Origin of the sequence: Psychrobacter sp. 1U1 (assembly GCF_051847535.1) — a bacterium.
GTDB lineage: Bacteria > Pseudomonadota > Gammaproteobacteria > Pseudomonadales > Moraxellaceae > Psychrobacter > Psychrobacter saeujeotis.
This window is the reverse complement of the sequence record NZ_JBPYDD010000001.1, coordinates 98,286-115,230: the sequence shown is the minus strand read 5'-3', so window position 1 is coordinate 115,230 and position 16,945 is coordinate 98,286. Positions and strand designations below refer to the sequence as shown.

The window sequence follows — 16,945 nt, the reverse complement described above, 5'->3', positions numbered from 1 at the left end:
AATTTGCCACATTTGTATATAATGACTGTGAACATAGTACGCCAAACCAAACGACGTTGAGAGATTTATGGACAACCAAGACAATGAATATCAGTATGATTTAAGCGCGGCTTGGCTTGCTGAAGGACAATCAAGCCAGCGCGATATGTTATCTAGCTTACAAACCCTAAAAACTCGTTCTAACACCCCATTTGATGTGATTGCCTCACATCGACATCATCGTCCTGAGATTTTTGAATTTGCTGATTTGACTTATCAAGAGCCTACTGGCGTGTTAATAGATGACGATCAAGACTCAGCCTTAAAACCTGACATGCCGCGTTGGCAATTTGTGTTAGAGCATGCAAAACAACACAACGTAAAGGTGCTTTTGACTGGTCGTAATGGAATTGACTACGAAGTGCAGCGTGAAGCATTTGACACAGCAGGTATTCGTTTATTAACGGGTGCAACCAGCGTAGAGGCACTAGCGTCGATTGAAGATAAATTTGCGTTTATGCAGCAGTGTCATACGCATGATATCCCCGTGGCAGACGCTTGGCGCTTTGACACTACTGATGAGCTTGAAGCGTTACTGGCTAAACATGGTCATCAACCACTATGTGTAAAACCGGTTACTGGTATTTTTGCTCAAGGATTTTGGCGATTAGATACTGGCAAAGCAGCTAACGAACAATATGATAGTTTTGAGCATCTGTATTTTACAGACAGTAAGAAAATCAATACTGAACAGTTTGTGAATGCCTATACAAACAGTCAGATGGTGCATGAGCGTCCTATTCCTATGTTACTGATGCCTTACTTATCAGGGCAAGAATATTCTATCGATGTGGTCTGTGAATATGGCGAAGTCTTAGCCGCAATCACTCGCCATAAAACAGGGAAAATCCAGCATATCGGCTACGAGCAGTCAGTCATGGACGTCGTTATGCCATTGATTAAAACTTTTGGTTGTGATGGTATTGTTAGTGTACAGACCAAGGCAGATGATAATGGTCAGCACCGTGTCCTTGAGATTAACAGTCGCCCATCAGGTGGTATTAGCTATACGGCTCATAGCGGTGTAGATTTAACCCAAGTAGGGTTTGCCTATTGGTTAGGACTAACAGCTAAGCCAAAATTAGCTGACATCATCGAGCAGATTATCCCCTGTCAGGTACGCTCAATTACGACGAGTGTGAAAGTTTAGAATGAGTTAAGACATCTAGTATTACTCGAAAATATTGGGTTCGGCGAGAAACTGCTTCCGCATCAAGATTGTATTCCATAAAATCTACTATGAAAAGACGTCAACACAGTACGGCAGAGGTGAGAATAAAGACAATGATTCAGATCATATAGTCAGTTGAAAATAAAACTGTCATAAGTTCAAACGCGATACTGGGATAAATTTTCCTTGCTTGCTGCGTTCTTAGAGACCGCGCAAAATTCATCCCAGTATCGCTGCAACACGTTTAAGTTAAACCTACTATATAAAAACAATGTAAAAAATCCTAAGCCTATAACGTCAATTTAAGTAGTCTTTTATTTAACGCGGCAACCTTAAAACAGTTTCACTTATAACCCTTTTACCGTATAGCTAAAGCTGGCTTAAGTATTCAGGCACAAAAAAAGGTTTCTAGATATAAATCTAAAAACCTTTTTTATGGTTTAACTATAAGAGTGTTATTAGCTTGTTATTATTCGCCAAACACTAGTGTCGCTTTTTTAGGTGCGTTATAAGAGGCAGCAGCCCATAGTAAGCTTAATACAATGACTGAGCTAATAAAGATAGTCAGTGATGAGGTGAATGCACCTGAATTGGTATAGCCCATAGACATCATATCGCCTGTATGGGTCATTTCCATCGCAGCCATACCTGTATAATGCATACCGCAAACCGCGATTCCCATAATGAACGCGCTACCAAAACGTTGTAAGTTACCGCGTAAGTTAAACGCCAACCATAGTGCAGCGGTAGCAGCTACGATAGCAATAATAATTGAAGCGATTAGAAGTGTTGTATTATACGACATGGTCGCTTCCATCTGCATTGATGCCATACCAGTATAGTGCATGGCTGCAACACCAAGACCCGCTAGTGTGCCACCGCCTAATAACTTAGCAATACTTGGTGTACCGCGACCTACAATAACGATTCCAATTGCAACGAACACAAACGCAAGTATCATAGAAGCAATCGTCATACCTACATCATAAGTCACTGGCATCTGCATATCGACTGCCATCATACCGATATAATGCATTGACCAGATGGCACCACCAATAGCGATGGCAGATAAAGCTACCCAAAAATACAGATCTGCGCCTGGCTTTGCAGCTGGAACACGAATAGCAAGGTTTAAACCAACATAAGAGCCAAATACTGCAATCGCGTATGAGACAAACACCAAAAGCATGTCATATTGAACTTCAATCATTTTTTTATCCTTCATATGTAATAAAAGTTGAGCATAAGACCATGCTGGTTTGGTTGAACCGAGGTGCTTAATACATCTACTATTTTTGTTTATAGCGGCTAAACTAACTATGAGCGACTATTTTATCTAATGTTAAACTCACAAGTATTGTTACCTCCAGCTCCACAGCTGGTCTCCTCAACACTTGCTTTACCTACTGCAGGATTGGCCGTTAAAAAGCCTTCTATGTAACCTACTACAAAGTCACAACTTGAATGACTGCTAGTTGACGAACCACAAAACGGACATCTAATTAAACTAATCATGTTTTCATTAGCTTTAACTTTAGCAAAACTTTTCAACGCTGGAACAAGCTCTCGACTGATGGCAACAGATTTTTTTAACGGACTCCCAAGCGCATAATCGCGTTGATAGATACCACCGCCAACCTTACGGCCTAGTTCGTGTAACGCAGTCGCACGCTTATTGTCTGCTAAACTGTCAGCGTATTGGTTGACCACATTAACTATATTGGGATATTGAGCACCGATAGTCGCCAAAACATCTTTTTCATCCATCGCTTTTTTGGTTGGTGCTTCAGTTTCTTCGTCAGAGATTTCTAAATTGAAGAGCGTACAGCCTGCGATAGAGGATAAGTCGTCGACCAGATCAGCTTGTGTTTTTGATCCTTGACTTCTAGCGACCACATGAATAATATTTCCACCGTTTTCTGATGGTTCTTGTTTTTGCGATACTAGTTGATAACCTGCTTTAATAAGAGGCGAGATTACGTTAACTAGGCGAATGCGTTCAGACGACGTTTCTAATGCACAAGAGAATTTCAAAGACCACTCCTTTTTTTGTATATATAGCTAGACTTTTTCAGTACCAATTTAGTACCAAGCTATTTAGACAAAGTTCATAGTCAAAATAAATGGCATATACGGTTTATAGTAGCGGTATATATTTGGTTTATAATTTTTATAAAAATCGCAGTATTTTTTTATAAAAATTATAATTATATCTAGCCAAAACCTTCGGTTTTATAAGTTATAATATATAGTCATTCCATAGTTTATTTAGTCTAACCTTATGAATTCTATCTACATAAACGTAGGCATCAAACTAGTTTTAAAGATATAGAATTACTGATTTAACAAAGTGAGTATCAGCTATAAATATTAGCTTACAGATTAAATTATTATATATTCTCTCTGCTGATATTTATTTTCAAATTAATAAAGATAGTAGTTATGTTTTTATTAATTTGAAAAATACTCTTTTATCTTTTCTTAATATTACTAAAATAATCTAGCATCTTTTCTATGGAAGGGTTTTTCAATATTATTACTGAAGGAATAAACACTAGCAAGCTTTAGCACAATATCATCCGATAAAGGGATGTTTCTTCCGATAAATGACATTCGACTAATAAAGAAGCCAAAATTAAATAAAAATTGATACCTGTTTTTATTTAAATTCGCTAATCCGAATAAATGTAATAGGCATTTATTTTACTAATACACTTATATTTATTTTACTTCTACTGTTATTGCAAAAATCATAAAACTTGCGCGTTATAATGACATTTCAGTTATCATCTGCCCCAATCGACGCTCTACAAAATTGAAAATTTAAAGGAACACCAATGTCATCTCAGCAGCAGCATATAACCATCTCCCTGCCCCGCGGCACACTCAGTCTGACTTATCAGACCAACTGCGGGACAAGTCATGATGACTTAGAAAAAAACAACCGTTACCAATTAGAAGATTTACTTGGATTTGCGCAGCGTATCAATCCAAAACGTGCATTTTTGTTTGTATCAAAAGTGTTGGGGCGGCATATTCCAGTTGCACCTACGACTATGCGCCAAGCATTCACTGATTTGGCAAACTCAGTCCCTAGTAACTTACCTGAGCCGATTTTAGTCGTTGGGATGGCAGAAACTGCCGTTGGTCTATCTGCTGGTGTCCATCAAGCGCTACAAACGCGCTATCCAAATGCCCTATTGTTAAACTCTACTCGTCATGCCCAGCATGCAGACAGTGACGAAAACGCCCTATTGACCACTTTTAGCGAAGATCATAGTCATGCCAGTCAGCATTTAATTTATAAAAGCGCCGATAACGCCATACAAGCACAGCTACTTGCTAGCAAAACACTGATTATGGTCGATGACGAAGCGTCGACAGGCAATACTTGCATTAATGTGGTGACAGCTTTACGCAACTCAGGACTCACAGAGCTAGAACAAGTACATCTCACCACGTTGGTTGATTGGTCCCTAAATCAGACCCAGACTGCAACTGACGCAGACGCAGACGCAGACGCAGACGAGCCAGTCTCTGATCAGGTATCAGCATGTCTACCTAATATTGACTTCCAACGTCATCATTTGCTGTCAGGTACTTGGCAATGGACAGATACTCCTAACCCTAGAGCAATTATCATGCCATCGGTTGACACTACTGATGCTGGTAGTCAGCCATTAGCCGATACTGGTAATTGGGGACGCTTCCCGACCCTCGATAGTACAGATGGGTTCGCTGACTATTTATTGAAGTTTCAAAAGGCATTTGCTCAGTTTAGCGGTCAGCTACAGTTTGAACAAAAACAGTTGCCTGAGCGGATTTTGGTTTTGGGCAGTAATGAATTTGTTTGGTTGCCATTTTTATTGGCAGAATGGCTTGAAAAAGAGACGCAAATACAAAGCTCTAGCACAGTACCAACCGTCAAGTTTAGCGCATTGACCCGCTCACCAATTGCCCTTGGTGGCGCAATTAGTACAATGATGAGCTTTAACGATAATTATGGGCTTGGTATGACCAACTTTGTCTATAATGTTGAGCCAAAGGAATGGGATTTGATTGTGCTTTGTATAGAAACAGCTTCTAAAAGCGTGGATGATATGTGGCAAGATTTGGATAATGTATTGGTAGTGAGCCCTATGCTTTAACTTGTTCTCCAAGCTACGCTCTGACTGGGTTATGCTCTACTTTTCAAGCTCATTATTTACGGACACTTTTATGACTACCCCGTTTTTTAAGACTAATCCTGACATCACCAAACCTTATGCACTTATGGATTTGGACGACACGTTGTTTCAAACCCAGCGTAAAATTGATGTATGGAATTTACCCACTGCTAAAACCGAACACTTAGTATGCGCCGCGGTCAACAAACAAGGCGCACCATTGAGCTTTATGAGTCAGCGCCAAGCTAATTTCTTTAACTGGCTACTTGTGAGCACTGACTTAATAGTCGTCACTGCACGCGACCGCTATGAGATTAAACGCGTTAAATTGCCTTTTAACAGCTGGCAAGTCTTAACTCACGGAGCGATTATTTTAACTTCTGATGGTGAGTTATTAAGCACGTGGCAGCAGCATATGTATAACGAGCTTGTACCCTTACAGGATAAGCTGAACCAATTGAGCCAAGTATTTGCAAACCATAGTAAAAACGATAACAGTCAGCTAGTATTTACACCGCATATCGACAGTTTTAGTAATGGGTCTGTAAATGAAGAGCTGACCATTTATTTGGCGATTAAACATGCACAAAAGGACCATCAAGCATTGGTAGAGTTGGCCAAGAAGCTGCCTACATTGATACGTGATTTTGAGCAAGATTTTTATGTGCACGTAAATGCTAACAATCTTGCCATACTGCCGCATGCAGTGCATAAGCGCCATGCCGTACAGTTTTTAATAGACCATCATTTAGACAGTCAACGGCCAAGCTTTGGTTTTGGTGATAGCTTAGCCGATTTGCCGTTTTTACAGCTATTAGATTGGTACGGTATGCCCAATCATGGTCAACTGCACGACAATATTAGTTCTCAGTAATTATAATAACAGCTGATACGAGAAAAGTTTTCTATGACCCACCCCAATATTCAACAACTAAAAAAATACAGCTCAGGCAGTTATCTTGCCAGTGATGTGACGGTACTGCTCGATATCGTCGATAAAGAGACGGTGGCCGATGTGCCAGTCAGTCAAAAAGAAGCTCTTATACAAAGTGGTCAGCGTCACTATTCAGACATGCTGACTTTAGAGCAAGCACCGACCGCCATGCATGAGCAGCTATACGCGCAAGCCCTAGCTCAAGGCACAAATAGATGCGCGACTGATATTGCTCATTTGGCCCATACGCTACATCATACTTTTCAGCACACTATTCATGATGAGTGTCCGTTAGTACTGGTCAGCTTGGTACGAGCAGGTTTGCCAGTTGGGGTATTGTTGCAGCGAGCCTTAGCCGATGCCAATAGCAGCTATGCTTTGTCCAGTGTGCATTATGGCGTCAGCATCATTCGTGATCGCGGTCTTGACTCAGTCGCACTGCAGATGATATTGGAGGCTTATCCAAACAGTCCCATCGTATTTGTCGATGGCTGGACGGGTAAAGGCGCGATTTATCAAGAGCTGGCGCACAGTTTAGAAGCCTTTAGTGACCCCAACCATCCATATTTTGCCAGTATTTATCATCAAGGTAAGGGCACCATTCCTTTATTAACACTGGCTGATCCAGCAGGAGTCGCTTGGCTGGCAGCCAGTACTGATGACTGGCTAATCCCATCAGGATTACTTAATAGTACCGTATCGGGGCTGATCTCTCGTAGTTTGTATACCGAGCCGCAATCAGGGCTACATCGCAGCGTGTTTTATGATAATTTGGTAGAGGCAGACCATAGCCTAAAATTTATCGAGCAAATCGATAACGTGCGGCGAGTACTGACGATATCAGCGCAGTGTTTGCCGACGTTTACGCGGCCCCGCTATCAGACCGCCGAGCTGATAGATAAAATCGCAGCGGACTACGACATCACCAATCGTAACCGCATTAAGCCAACGATTGCAGAGGCGACAAGAGCGATATTACGCCGCGACCCTGAGCGTATTTTGTTAGCCACTGCTGAGCATCCTGACACGGTGCTATTACGTCATTTATGTAGCGAACGTCATATTGCTATCAGCGTTTTAGGTGCTAAAATACTGCCTTATCAAGCCATCACTCTTATTAAGCAGCGCGGCAAAGACGATTAGCGCCTTATAATCTTCTACTCTTTGTCACCTTTTATAATTTCTCATTTATCCTTATTTATGATGCCAACTATGTCAGATACGTCAAATAACGAAACAAATATTTATAGCCACACACAGTCTTATGAGCATCTGATCACTGAGCGTCATGCCATGATCAAGCCGCACACTTATCACCCCTATCAGCTTGGCGCAAGCCTTTACATGCCAGCGACTCGTCAAGATATTTGGCAAGTCATCAAGCGAGATAAATTACCGACGATTAATAGCATCATTATCTGTTTAGAAGATGCCGTTAGCCATAGCGATGTCGAGTTGGCACTTGAGCGCTTGCAAGCACTACTTCATACGTGGGCGATGCACGTCGATGGCATTAATAAGCCCTCAGGACAGTCAAATATTCAGACGCAGCCAACGCGGCCGCTAGTCTTTGTACGCCCACGTAATCCGATGATGCTACAACAACTTACAGATTTTGCTCATATTGACCTCGTTGATGGTTTTGTGATGCCCAAAGTCGATATGTATAGCTTGTCGAATTGGCGTATGGCCTGCCAAAGTGTCAGCACGGAGCAGTTGTTGATGCCAACCTTGGAGACTGCCGCCTTATTCAATCCGCATCATAATCAAGAGTTGGCGATTGGTTTTAAAGAAGCCTTTAATCAGCCCGTCTATGCCTTACGCATTGGTGGCAACGACTTGTTTGCCGCGCTGCGTTTGCGCCGTCCAAAGGACAATGTCGTCTATGATACTCCGATTGGTACGCTCGCTTATCAACTGCTTGGCTGCTTTGTACCGCATGGTTTTTATCTTAGCGCGCCCGTGTTTGAGTATTTAGATCAACCAACGCTGTTTATGCAAGAGCTGACTCGTGATGTCAGCTTGGGCTTAGTCGGTAAAACCGTCATTCATCCAAGCCAAATTGCTTTGGTACAGCAAGCTTATTGCGTGCCGCTTAGCATGTTAGATGAGGCACAAGCGATACTCCATAGTGAAGCAAAAGCGGTATTTAAATATAACAATACGATGTTAGAGCCTGCGACACATCGCGCTTGGGCGCATGAAGTGGTGAATCGTGCCGAAGTGTTTGGCACAATTAATGATGGCAATAGTGACTACAAACCCCGTTTATAAGATTGATGATTTATACGGTACATTAACCTAAAAAAACCGCTACCCCGTTAGGGCAGCGGTTTTTTTAGGTTAGACTTTATATACTACACGCAGCACTCTAAAAACTTACTTATCACAGTATTTACTTGCTCAGGCTCTTCTACAGTCGCTGTATGACCGGCGCGCTTAATGACTGCAAACTTAGAGCTTTTAATGGCAAAGTGCATGCGCTCAGACTTTGAATAAGGGGTTGCAGCATCTTCATCACCGACTACGATCAGTGTTGGCGTAGTGATACTTCCCAGCTGCTCATAGGTTCCGTTACGTTCGATGACGCCCATTGTGGCCTTACTCACCCCAACCTTATGATTGTCTTGAATCTGCGCAAGCCAATCTTTGCATTCAGATTTGCGCGATTTATCTGCCAAAAAACTACTGCCAAACATAATAGGCAACGCTTTTTTACTGACTCGTTTCATCCCTAACCATCGGATCGCGGTAATGAGTTTACGGTACTGCGGGACATTTTTGGGATCTTCAGGATCAGATGATGTCTCAAGTAGTATCAAAGAGGACAGAAGTTCTGGACGGTTTATAGCGATTCGTTGCCCAATAAACCCACCCATTGACAAGCCTACGAAGTGGCAACTATCAATATCAAGAGTGTCCAGTAGCGCAATGGTATCATCAGTTAAAGAGTCCATATCATAACCAGTTTTGGTGACCTGCGACTGTCCCTGCCCGCGAAAATCAAAAGCAATACAGCGATAATCTTCTTTGAAATAAGCGACCTGCTTATCATACATTCGTGAGCTCCACAGCAGACCATGAGCGAATACCATGACCGGTTTATTCTGATCGTTGGGTGCACTGTCCTCGTAATAAATATCGGCATTGTTGATTTGTATATGTGGCATAGAAGCGTCCTTGTCTGATGTAGTCAATTAACTATAGTTGTTTATAAGCAAAAAGCGATTGGCTTGTTTGTGAGTATTTTTATATACAGGTTTTTATGCTTCAGCATAAGACACAAACCCTCTGTCGCCTAGTATGGACTTTGATAATGAATGTAAGCAAATTTAAATAAATACATTGTTTTTATCAAGTGTTGAGACTGACCCCTGATTCATAATCTTCTATATATTATTTATCTTACTGTGGCTTTAGCGCTCACAGAACCTGCTTTTATAATCATAGCAAGCTGCTATAGTAATTGGCATTAGTAGAACCGACTTATTATCTTCTCTTTGTATTGACTGCTAATAGATATAAACAACTATATAAGACAAGGAAATCCAAAATGCTCCAATCTCTCGTTGAGTATCAAAGCGAAAATCATATCGCCACTATTACCCTAAATGATCCAAAGAGCCTAAACGCCTTTAGTACCCCTCTTAAAGAAAGTGTACTAACAGCGCTTAAGCAGGCCGACGCTGATGATGACGTTCGGGTAATTATCTTACAAGGTGCTGGCGGTAACTTCTCAAGCGGCGGTGATATCAAAGAGATGCTGTCTGAAGGCATCGACAAAGAGGTAATTTCCAATAAACTAAAAGGTATGGTCGAAGGCGCAGGCGAAGTCAGCTTAAAGCTGCGTAGTATCCCCAAGCCTATTATCGCCAAGCTCGAAGGTGCTGTCGCGGGCGCTGGCATGAACTTGGCGCTTACCTGTGATTTTCGTATCACCGCAGACAACGCCAAATTTGTCCAAGCGTTCGTCCATATTGGTCTCATACCTGATGCTGGCGGTGTGTACTTATTAAATCAGCTAGTCGGTCCTGCCAAGACTACCGAGCTTGTCATGCTGGGAGATAAAATCGGCGCACAAGATATGGCTGACTTAAATCTAGTCAATCAAGTTGTCACTGCCGAGGCGTTAGATGACGCAGTACTAAAGCTCGCCTCTCGTCTGAGTGCCTTGCCCGGTAAAGCACTGTCTATCATGAAAGACTCTCTTAATACCCATGCCTATTCTGGCCTACACGAAGCCCTAGATAGGGAAGTACAGCAGCAAGCCATGCTGGCCAAAACCGATGATTTTATCGAAGGGGTAACCGCCTTTATCGAAAAGCGCAAGCCAGTTTATCAAGGCAAATAACACCTCTTTATATCTGTATAAATTACTCAAAAAGCTGCCTATTATTGGCAGATTTTTTTGAGCATAGTTTATAAATAATAAGCAGTACTTTGATATATTGGTGCTGTTTAAGAAGCAGGGGCTGGCTTATGATGGTTTGGTAAGGTAAATATCTTGTCAAAAATTAAGGTAAAAACGAAAGTATAAACTAAGAAGAAAAGCAGTAATGCCACCTCCATCATGAAGGCTTCTAGCAAACCAACATCGTACCAAATCATATAAATCGGTAGGCAAACCAATACCAAGCCGCCTTCAAACCCCAATGCATGAATACTGCGGATTAATAACGTACGCTTTGCCACCTGTTGGCGCCGCTCCCATGCTTCAAAAGCGGTGTTATATATAAAGTTCCAAATTACCGCTGCCAATGACACCATCACCGCGACTGGCAAAGACTCTGCCGCATCGCTACCGCTAAGTTTCATCAATACATAAGTGGACGAGATAATAGCGATAATTTCAAAGATAACCACATAAACGATGCGACGTTTGAGAGGGGATAAAGTAATCAACCAAGACTCCAAAGCACCTGGATTATAAGTGCATAATTAAAGTATCGGTCCGTCCCGAGATAGAAAAAGTAAAAAAGTGCAAAGCTACGGTTTCTGCCTGCCCTTATATTATACAGAAGATAGTGAAATAAATCAGCCAGCGCTTTTAAAACGAAAAACCCCACATCATTTCGATACGGGGTTTTCTTTCAAAAGATTAAAAAGCTTTCAAATGAAAAACTAGGTCAACTGAGCAACGTTAATCTTATCGGCTTCTTCGGTATACTCTTCCATACGATCGAAGTTCATATATTGATACACTTCCTCACCCATGCTATTGAGCATGCCAGCATACTGCTGGTATTCGTCGTTAGTTGGCAACTTACCGAGTACTGCAGCAACGGCTGCAAGCTCAGCTGACGCGAGATAAACGTTCGCGCCTTGACCCAGACGGTTCGGGAAGTTACGGGTTGAGGTCGATACCGCAGTAGACTTCGGTGCGATACGTGCTTGGTTACCCATGCATAGTGAACACCCTGGCATTTCAGTACGAGCGCCCGCTTGTGCGTAAATGTTGTAATAACCTTCTTCCATCAACTGACGTGCATCCATTTTCGTTGGTGGCGCAATCCATAGACGAGTCTTGAGGCTTCCTGCTGGTACGTCTTGTAGCAGTTTACCTGCCGCACGGAAGTGGCCGATGTTGGTCATGCACGAACCGATAAATACTTCATCAATGGTATCGCCTGCGACGTCAGCCAAGGTCTTGGCATCGTCTGGATCGTTCGGACAGCAAAGAATCGGCTCTTTGATTTCGTTCATATCGATGGTCATATCGATAGTATATTCAGCGTCTTCGTCAGCACGCATCAGGCTAGGGTTAGCTAACCAGTCTTGCATCTGCTCGATACGGCGACTGATAGTACGCGCATCGCCATAGCCTTCTGAGATCATCCACTTAAGAAGGGTGATGTTTGAGTTTAGGTACTCAGTTACTGACTCTTCAGACAATGTGATAGTACAACCAGCAGCACTACGCTCAGCTGAAGCATCAGATAGCTCGAACGCTTGCTCAGCGGTCAAGTCTTCTAGACCTTCGATCTCAAGAATACGGCCGTTGAATTCGTTGATTTTACCTTTCTTATCGACAGTCAAGTAACCTTCTTTGATCGCTTGATAAGGAATGGCATGGACAAGGTCACGTAGAGTGATACCAGGCTGACGCTCACCGACGAAACGTACGCGGACAGATTCAGGCATATCGAGTGGCATCACACCAGTCGCGGCGGCAAATGCTACCAAACCAGAACCCGCTGGGAACGAGATACCCATTGGGAAACGAGTATGCGAGTCACCACCAGTACCAACGGTATCTGGAAGAAGCATACGGTTCAACCACGAGTGAATAATACCATCGCCCGGACGTAAGCTCACACCGCCACGGTTCATGATAAAGTCAGGTAGAGTATGCTGAGTCTCAACGTCAACTGGCTTTGGATAAGCGGCGGTATGACAGAATGACTGCATGACGAGGTCCGCTTGGAAACCCAAACATGCTAAATCTTTTAGCTCATCACGAGTCATCGGACCAGTAGTATCCTGACTACCAACTGTGGTCATTTTTGGCTCACAATACATACCAGGACGTACGCCTTCTAGACCACACGCTTTACCAACCATTTTTTGCGCAAGGGTAAAGCCTTTACCAGTATCGGCTGGCTCTTCAGGCTTAGCAAAGACATCTGAATGACCAAGACCCATGTACTCACGAGCGCGGTTGGTTAGACCGCGACCAACGATCAATGGAATACGGCCACCAGCACGCACTTCGTCAAGCAACGTTGGTGAGTTCAATTTAAATTCAGAGATAACTTCATCTGAGTCATGCTTAGTGATTTTGCCATCATGTGGATAGATGTCAAACACATCGCCCATATTTAGGTTATCAACCGCCACTTTCTCAATTGGCAATGCGCCAGAATCTTCCATAGTGTTAAAGAAGATAGGAGCAATGTTGTTACCTAATACTAGACCGCCACCACGTTTGTTGGGCACATTCGGAATGTCTTCGCCCATCAGCCATAGTACTGAGTTGGTCGCAGACTTACGGCTAGAACCCGTACCAACCACGTCACCAACGTACGCAAGTGGGTGGCCTTTTTCTTTCAGCTCTTCGATTTGCTTCATCGGACCAACAACGCCCTCTTCGTCAGCATTGATGCCGTCGCGAGAGTTTTTGTGCATGGCTAATGAATGCAGTGGAATATCAGGACGGCTCCACGCGTCTTGCGCAGGAGATAAATCATCGGTGTTGGTTTCGCCTGTGACTTTAAACGTCGTATAAGTTGATTTCTTTGGTACCTCGGCGCGGTTCAAGAACCATTCAGCATCCGCCCAAGACTGTATGACTTCTTTGGCAATATCGTTGCCGGCTTCAGCTTTTTCAGTCACGTCATTGAACGCGTCAAATACGAGCAAAGTCTTTTTTAACGCTTCAGCAGCATCTTGAGCAACTTCGCTATCATCAAGGGCAGCAACCAATGGCTGTACGTTATAGCCACCTTGCATCGTACCTAAGATTTCAACCGCTTTTTTCTTATTGATAAGCGGTGATGAGGCTTCGCCCTTTAAGATAGCAGCTAAAAATGCGGCTTTAACATAAGCCGCTTGGTCAACCCCTGCTGGAATACGGTTTTCTAGCAAGTTCATTAAGAAATCATCTTCGCCTGCTGGTGGGTTTTTTAATAGCTCAACCAACTCTGCTACTTGTTTTTCATTTAATGGTAGCGGTACAGTTCCTAGCTTGGCACGTTCTTCGACATGTTTACGATAAGCTTCTAACACAATAGTCGTCCTCGTTAGTTGGGAATTAACACAATACGTGGGTAGTCAGTATGACTGCCTGCGTCTATGTACTTTATAAAATAATTTCGGTGCAATCATAGCTTAAAATGCTCTCAATGTTAATGGCTATGGCTTTAAAAGGTACAGAATAAAGCCATATTGGACATTTATTATAAAAATAGTACTATCAATTGTATGATTAACTACCCTCTCATGATGCTAAAAATAGGCGCCTATTTTTAGCATCATAGTTAGATATATAAATGGGCGATAGTCGATACTAAACAAAATAGATACACTGTATGAATACGCTAAACTAACTTGAAAAAGCAAATTTTATTCATAAATAAGAACCGTACAAAAGAAAAGATCTATAGGGAATAATGACATTAAAAACAATAGGAAGGAGCTTAAAATGACAGAAAATGTCGATTATCAAAATGGTCTACAAGTGCGCACTGAAGTAATGGGTGAAGCACATATTAAGCGCTCGCTTGATAGCGCGACTGGCTTTACTCAGCCGTTACAAGACTGGATCATTGAACACGCTTGGGGCAGCACATGGCAAGATGACTCAGTACTACCGCGTAAATATCGCTCTTTAATAACCATTGCTTTTTTGATCGCGCAAAAAAGTCCGACCGAGCTCAAAGGCCATATTCGCGGTGCCATTAATAATGGTGCTAGTGTCGCTGAGATTCGAGAAGTATTGATGCATAGCTTGCCATACTGCGGTGCACCTGCCACTCAAGAAGCGTTTCGCGCTGCCATAGAAATCCTGAATGAGTTGGATATTGATATAGATATTTAAAACTATGGTAGTCAAACAATTCATAGTAGTCTTAAGAATATTCACTAAAAATTAAACCCTAAATTTCTGCTATAATACCGACACTTATCAAACATTCTGATCATTCCATAAACCCTTATAGTATAAAGGGTTAAGAGATAACTCCATTATGACAACTGCCGTACAAACACATGTACCTGCTGCTAAGGTCAAACCCAAGAAAGCCATTCAAGGCGAAAAACTGCGTGGCTACGACAAAGTTGCGCGTATCCCAATTAAGGTCATCCCGACCGTCGAGGCCAAGAAAAAGCCAGATTGGATTCGGGTAAAGATGTCGTCGCCTGCTGAAGTCGCGCGTATCAAAGCCACCTTGCGTGAGCAAAAGCTTTATACCGTCTGCGAAGAGGCGGCCTGCCCTAACCTGCCGCAGTGCTTCGCTGATGGTACAGCTACCTTTATGATCATGGGTGATATCTGTACCCGCCGCTGTCCGTTCTGTGATGTGGGCCACGGTCGTCCAAACGAGCTAGATAAAGATGAGCCACGTCACACTGCTGAGACCATTCAAGGCTTGGGTCTTAAATATGCGGTCATTACCTCTGTCGATCGTGACGATCTAAAAGATGGCGGCGCTGGGCATTTTGTAGAAGTATTGAATGAATCGCGCGCGCTAAGCCCAAACTGCTTGATCGAGATATTGGTGCCAGATTTCCGTGGTCGTATGGAGATTGCGTTAGACTTATTGACTGAAACACCGCCAGACGTCTTTAACCACAACATCGAAACCGTGCCACGTCTATACAAAGCCTTCCGTCCAGGTTCTGACTATCAGCATTCGCTAGATTTGCTTAAGATTTATAAAGAGCGTCGTCCTGATATCGCCACTAAGTGCGGCTTTATGGTTGGCCTCGGTGAGACTGAAGAAGAAATCTATGCGCTGCTCGATGATCTAAAAGCTCATGATGTGGATATGATCACTATTGGTCAGTATCTACAGCCGAGTAAAAACCATGCGCCTGTCGATCGGTATGTCCATCCAGACGAGTTTCAGCGCTATATGGACTACGGTAAAAAGATTGGCTTCTTTAGCATTTGGGCAGGTCCAATGGTACGCTCAAGCTACTTCGCTGATCGTCAGTATTACGGCGAGGACTGCCCTGCGCCGGTTCGTAGCAAAAAGGCATTGGCAGCTGAAGGTAAGCTTGGCTGCTAGTCTATGATTGACTATGCTAGTGATAGAAAGTTAGTTATACATAAAAAAGAGACCTACTATTGGTCTCTTTTTTATTGGATTTTTATAAAAACCATACTACTTTTTCATACAGCGATTCTAATGAGCCTTAGAACTTGAAAACTAACTTATTGAAAAATTAAACTATTAGTCAATTTTTCTACTCAAAGTGACTACATTAGTACGTTAAGATAGTGCTATATTTTGCATTAATAAATGATGCTAACTCTCTTACCCTCTTATTAATGAAGGACTAACTAATGAGCAGCGAATTTACCCCACAAGATGGCTCTTGCTCCTGCTATAGCAATACCTATACGATCACCCATACGCCTATTGCGCGCTTTATTTGCCACTGCACTATTTGTCAGGATTACACAGGAAAGGCATATAACGATGTTACAGTTTTGCTAAAATCGGATATTAGCGAATTAGAGATAAATAAAACGCGTTTTCGCCGCTGGAAACTACCGCCGAATATTAGCCGCGGCCTTTGTAAATATTGTCACAAACCCAGTATAGAAATGGCGGTAGGCGGTAACCTTGTATTAGTACCGACGGACAACTACCCAGATATCGACGCCTTGCCTCAGCCGTCTATGCATCTGTTTTATCATCGCCGCGTTAGAAATGCGGATGATAATTTGCCAAAATACAACGGCTTTGTGCAAAGTCAGGCAATGATCGTTAAAGCGCTTGCCCAGGGTATATTTGAAAGAGTGGCGAGTCGTTAGTGTCTGTGTTTAGGATCTAGGTTTAGAACTCAAATTCAGAGCCTAGAAATCATCACTAAAAACAGTCAGCTGAGAATATAAAAAGGGTGAATAACAGATAATCATTATTCACCCTTTTTTATGACTTTAATAAATCTGTAAAGCCTTCAAACCTA

General features: G+C 42.6%; 14 protein-coding genes. 9 read left to right on the top strand and 5 right to left on the bottom strand.

From position 1 onward, the window contains the following. Window positions 1-67: 67 nt before the first annotated feature. Window positions 68-1,189 carry an ATP-grasp domain-containing protein gene (locus ACS8FB_RS00510; RefSeq protein WP_439260520.1) on the top strand — a complete coding sequence of 374 codons (1,122 nt, stop codon included), beginning with the start codon at window positions 68-70 and terminating at the stop codon, window positions 1,187-1,189. 490 nt (window positions 1,190-1,679) lie between these two features. Here the strand turns inward: ACS8FB_RS00510 and ACS8FB_RS00505 are convergent, their stop codons facing one another. Beyond that, on the bottom strand, window positions 1,680-2,420 hold the full coding sequence (locus tag ACS8FB_RS00505) for an MHYT domain-containing protein (RefSeq protein ID WP_439260519.1): 741 nt from the start codon (window positions 2,418-2,420) through the stop codon (window positions 1,680-1,682). A 122-nt stretch (window positions 2,421-2,542) separates the two neighbouring features. Next, window positions 2,543-3,244 (bottom strand): hypothetical protein, encoded by a 702-nt coding sequence (locus ACS8FB_RS00500; protein ID WP_439260518.1) that lies wholly within the window; start codon window positions 3,242-3,244, stop codon window positions 2,543-2,545. 803 nt (window positions 3,245-4,047) lie between these two features. Between ACS8FB_RS00500 and ACS8FB_RS00495 the strand changes: the two genes are divergently transcribed. The 4 genes from ACS8FB_RS00495 to ACS8FB_RS00480 all read left to right on the top strand — a co-directional run bounded on the left by ACS8FB_RS00495 (window position 4,048) and on the right by ACS8FB_RS00480 (window position 8,584). Then, complete coding sequence (locus ACS8FB_RS00495; RefSeq protein ID WP_439260516.1) at window positions 4,048-5,358, top strand: phosphoribosyltransferase domain-containing protein; 1,311 nt, start codon at window positions 4,048-4,050, stop codon at window positions 5,356-5,358. Between the two features lie 70 nt (window positions 5,359-5,428). Next, a complete protein-coding gene (locus ACS8FB_RS00490; RefSeq protein WP_439260515.1) occupies window positions 5,429-6,250 on the top strand; it encodes an HAD hydrolase family protein in 822 nt (273 codons plus the stop codon). Between the two features lie 33 nt (window positions 6,251-6,283). Continuing rightward, on the top strand, window positions 6,284-7,453 hold the full coding sequence (locus tag ACS8FB_RS00485) for a cysteine protease StiP domain-containing protein (RefSeq protein ID WP_439260513.1): 1,170 nt from the start codon (window positions 6,284-6,286) through the stop codon (window positions 7,451-7,453). Between the two features lie 69 nt (window positions 7,454-7,522). Beyond that, a complete protein-coding gene (locus tag ACS8FB_RS00480; RefSeq protein WP_439260512.1) occupies window positions 7,523-8,584 on the top strand; it encodes an HpcH/HpaI aldolase/citrate lyase family protein in 1,062 nt (353 codons plus the stop codon). Window positions 8,585-8,667: 83 nt separating this feature from the next. Here the strand turns inward: ACS8FB_RS00480 and ACS8FB_RS00475 are convergent, their stop codons facing one another. Next, window positions 8,668-9,480, bottom strand: coding sequence for an alpha/beta fold hydrolase (locus ACS8FB_RS00475; RefSeq protein WP_439260511.1), 813 nt, complete (start codon window positions 9,478-9,480; stop codon window positions 8,668-8,670). Window positions 9,481-9,863: 383 nt separating this feature from the next. Here ACS8FB_RS00475 and ACS8FB_RS00470 point away from each other — a divergent pair, with 383 nt between their 5' ends. Further along, window positions 9,864-10,661, top strand: a complete 798-nt coding sequence (locus tag ACS8FB_RS00470; protein ID WP_439260510.1) for an enoyl-CoA hydratase/isomerase family protein — start codon at window positions 9,864-9,866, stop codon at window positions 10,659-10,661. Between the two features lie 107 nt (window positions 10,662-10,768). Here the strand turns inward: ACS8FB_RS00470 and ACS8FB_RS00465 are convergent, their stop codons facing one another. Then, window positions 10,769-11,212 (bottom strand): PACE efflux transporter, encoded by a 444-nt coding sequence (locus ACS8FB_RS00465; protein WP_439260509.1) that lies wholly within the window; start codon window positions 11,210-11,212, stop codon window positions 10,769-10,771. A 219-nt stretch (window positions 11,213-11,431) separates the two neighbouring features. Next, on the bottom strand, window positions 11,432-14,035 hold the full coding sequence (acnB, locus tag ACS8FB_RS00460; protein WP_439260507.1) for a bifunctional aconitate hydratase 2/2-methylisocitrate dehydratase: 2,604 nt from the start codon (window positions 14,033-14,035) through the stop codon (window positions 11,432-11,434). A 415-nt stretch (window positions 14,036-14,450) separates the two neighbouring features. On the opposite strand from acnB, the gene ACS8FB_RS00455 reads away from it, so the two are divergent. The 3 genes from ACS8FB_RS00455 (at window position 14,451) to ACS8FB_RS00445 (ending at window position 16,790) form a co-directional block, all read left to right on the top strand. After that, the gene (locus ACS8FB_RS00455; RefSeq protein ID WP_439260506.1) at window positions 14,451-14,846 is read left to right on the top strand and encodes a carboxymuconolactone decarboxylase family protein; all 396 of its coding nucleotides are present in this window, start codon (window positions 14,451-14,453) and stop codon (window positions 14,844-14,846) included. Window positions 14,847-14,994: 148 nt separating this feature from the next. After that, window positions 14,995-16,038: a lipoyl synthase gene (lipA, locus tag ACS8FB_RS00450; RefSeq protein WP_439260505.1), complete on the top strand. Its 1,044-nt coding sequence runs from the start codon at window positions 14,995-14,997 to the stop codon at window positions 16,036-16,038. Window positions 16,039-16,316: 278 nt separating this feature from the next. Continuing rightward, window positions 16,317-16,790 (top strand): GFA family protein, encoded by a 474-nt coding sequence (locus ACS8FB_RS00445; RefSeq protein ID WP_439260504.1) that lies wholly within the window; start codon window positions 16,317-16,319, stop codon window positions 16,788-16,790. Window positions 16,791-16,945: the final 155 nt, after the last annotated feature.

Bases quoted from the DNA above. Each gene is read 5' to 3' on its own strand.
- ACS8FB_RS00510 (WP_439260520.1), top strand. From the start codon at position 68: ATGGACAACCAAGACAATGAATATCAGTATGATTTAAGCGCGGCTTGG.
- ACS8FB_RS00505 (WP_439260519.1), bottom strand. From the start codon at position 2,420: ATGATTGAAGTTCAATATGACATGCTTTTGGTGTTTGTCTCATACGCG.
- ACS8FB_RS00495 (WP_439260516.1), top strand. From the start codon at position 4,048: ATGTCATCTCAGCAGCAGCATATAACCATCTCCCTGCCCCGCGGCACA.
- ACS8FB_RS00490 (WP_439260515.1), top strand. From the start codon at position 5,429: ATGACTACCCCGTTTTTTAAGACTAATCCTGACATCACCAAACCTTAT.
- ACS8FB_RS00485 (WP_439260513.1), top strand. From the start codon at position 6,284: ATGACCCACCCCAATATTCAACAACTAAAAAAATACAGCTCAGGCAGT.
- ACS8FB_RS00480 (WP_439260512.1), top strand. From the start codon at position 7,523: ATGTCAGATACGTCAAATAACGAAACAAATATTTATAGCCACACACAG.
- ACS8FB_RS00475 (WP_439260511.1), bottom strand. From the start codon at position 9,480: ATGCCACATATACAAATCAACAATGCCGATATTTATTACGAGGACAGT.
- ACS8FB_RS00470 (WP_439260510.1), top strand. From the start codon at position 9,864: ATGCTCCAATCTCTCGTTGAGTATCAAAGCGAAAATCATATCGCCACT.
- ACS8FB_RS00455 (WP_439260506.1), top strand. From the start codon at position 14,451: ATGACAGAAAATGTCGATTATCAAAATGGTCTACAAGTGCGCACTGAA.
- lipA (WP_439260505.1), top strand. From the start codon at position 14,995: ATGACAACTGCCGTACAAACACATGTACCTGCTGCTAAGGTCAAACCC.
- ACS8FB_RS00445 (WP_439260504.1), top strand. From the start codon at position 16,317: ATGAGCAGCGAATTTACCCCACAAGATGGCTCTTGCTCCTGCTATAGC.